This is a genomic window from Spirillospora sp. NPDC049652, assembly GCF_040675125.1.
In the GTDB taxonomy this organism is placed as follows: domain Bacteria; phylum Actinomycetota; class Actinomycetes; order Streptosporangiales; family Streptosporangiaceae; genus Spirillospora.
In genome coordinates, this window is sequence record NZ_JBFAOF010001138.1 from 1 (window position 1) to 2,068 (window position 2,068).

Below are 2,068 nucleotides of genomic sequence, written 5' to 3' on the forward strand. Positions count from 1 at the left end.
GGCCTTGAGGTCGAGCGAGGCCGACACCGGGACGACCCCGACCGTGAGCCCGCCGTCCACCTCGGCGAGCAGCGTCTTGAAGATCCGGTCGTGCGCGACGCCGAGGGCGTCGGCCGCGGCCTCGCCGTAGGACTCGGCGTCCGGGTCGACCTCGTAGGGGTGCAGTTCGAACCCGATCCCCGCCTTGGCCGCCGCCACCGTCGCGGGGGTGCCGGTGCCGCCCTGCTGCTTCTTCCCCTTCGCCATGCGCCCAGTCTGCCGCACGAGACGATCAAGCCGCGCCCGGACCGGAACTCAGTTGGGGTGGTAGGAGACGTCGAGGAACTGCCCGGCGGGGATGGTCGGCAGCGCGTCCAGCAGCCGGGTCTCGCGCAGCAGCAGGTCGCGTTCGGCGCGCAGCCGGTTCGCGGCGTCCTCGGCGGCGAGCAGCCGCTGCTTGTCCGCCGGGTCGAGCACGGTCGCCGCCGCGACCAGGTAGGACAGCGCGACCGGGTCGCCCGGGAGCTCGGCCGGGTCGTCCGCGTCCACCCCGGCGGCCGTGAGCCGGTGCCGGTACAGGTGGAACAGCCGCCGGACGCGCCGGAGCAGGTCGTCGCCCACGGTCCCGGGCTCCTCGGGCAGGAACTCGACCTCGCCGCTGAGGTAGGGCCGGGAACGGTCCAGTTCCTTCAGCCGGAACCGCCGTCCGCCCACGGTGACCACGTCGTACCGCCCGTCCGGCAGGGGGACGACCTCGTGCAGTTCGGCGACGCAGCCGACCTCCGCCAGCCGCAGGGGCGCGGCGGGCGGACCCGCGCCGACCAGACCGCCAGGGCCGCCGCGACCGGTCTCTCCGCCCTCGCCGGCCCCGGCGGTCTCGCGGCCGGCCTCCAGCGCGACCACCCCGAACCGGCGCGGCTCGGGGCCGTCCAGCAGGTCCGACAGGAGCGTTCGGTAGCGCTCCTCGAACAGGTGGAGCGGCAGGACGACACCGGGGAACAGGACGGTGCTCAGCGGGAACAGCGCGAGCCGATCGGTCATCGCGTCCCTCCACAACGCTCCCGCCCGGGGCCCCGTGCGCGGTGGGGGCCCTCCCGCCAGACTACGTCGCCGGGCCCGGCGTGGGCAGCCGCGCGCCGGGCACCGCTTGGTGGCCGGAACGGGGCATGGCTTTGTGGTCGCGTTGGGCGGCTCCGGGTAAAGCCGCTGGTCGCGGCCGTGCGGGGTGATTAGCGTCGTTCCACGTCCCGGAGGGTTCGCCCTCTGGAAAGACCTGGAGACGCCCGAACGACGATGTGGCTCAACCTGGTGATGATGGGAACGGCGAGCCTCGCCGTGGGGTTCGTGGCGGGCTGGATCACCGCTTGCCCGCGCCGGTGGGACGCGCACTTCTGCGACGAGGCCGAGCGCGGGCGGCCGTCCGCTGATTCCGGGCGAGCAGTCCACTCCCGCGGATTGGCCGTTTCACGGAGGCGGCCGCGCGATTAGCGTCGAAGGCATGAGACTGCTGGTCGTCGACGCGTTCACCGAACGCCCCTTCGGCGGGAATCCCGCCGGTGTCTGCCTCCTGGACGCCCCCGCCGACCCCGCCTGGATGCAGCGGGTCGCCGCGGAGATGAAGCACTCCGAGACGGCCTTCGTCCGGCCGCTCACCGGCCCGGACGCCGACCCGGAGGCCGATTTCGAGCTGCGCTGGTTCACCCCGCTCGTCGAGGTGACCCTGTGCGGGCACGCGACGCTGGCCTCGGCGCACGCCCTGTTCAGCACGGGCGCCGCCGCGCCGGACCGGCCGCTCCGGTTCCGGACGCTGCACAGCGGCGTCCTGACCGTGGCGCCCGCGCCCGGCGGCGGCCTGGCGATGGACTTCCCGGCCTGCCCGCCGGAGAAGACCCCCGAGCCGGACGGGCTGTCCGCCGCGCTCGGCGTCCCGGTCGCCTGGACGGGCCGGACGCCGATCGCCGATGTGTTCGCCGAGGTCGCCGATGCCGAGACCGTCCGGACCCTGACGCCGGACCTCGCCGCGCTGGGCCGGATCGACGGGCGCGGGGTGATCGTCACGGCGGCCGCCGAGCCGGTCGATGATCAGGCC

The 2,068-nt window shown here is 74.7% G+C and carries 3 protein-coding genes; 1 reads left to right on the plus strand and 2 read right to left on the minus strand.

What is annotated here, in order from left to right; genetic code table 11:
* A partial coding sequence (locus AB0J52_RS37810; protein WP_500187794.1) for a YbaK/EbsC family protein occupies nucleotides 1-246 on the minus strand: 246 nt, incomplete at its 3' end.
* Between the two features lie 48 nt (nucleotides 247-294).
* Nucleotides 295-1,020: an LON peptidase substrate-binding domain-containing protein gene (locus tag AB0J52_RS37815; RefSeq protein WP_500187796.1), complete on the minus strand. Its 726-nt coding sequence runs from the start codon at nucleotides 1,018-1,020 to the stop codon at nucleotides 295-297.
* Between the two features lie 457 nt (nucleotides 1,021-1,477).
* On the opposite strand from AB0J52_RS37815, the gene AB0J52_RS37820 reads away from it, so the two are divergent.
* On the plus strand, nucleotides 1,478-2,068 hold a 591-nt coding region (locus tag AB0J52_RS37820), incomplete at its 3' end, for a PhzF family phenazine biosynthesis protein (protein ID WP_500187797.1).

Coding starts and splice junctions, on each gene's coding strand:
- AB0J52_RS37815 (WP_500187796.1), bottom strand. CDS start 1,020: ATGACCGATCGGCTCGCGCTGTTCCCGCTGAGCACCGTCCTGTTCCCC.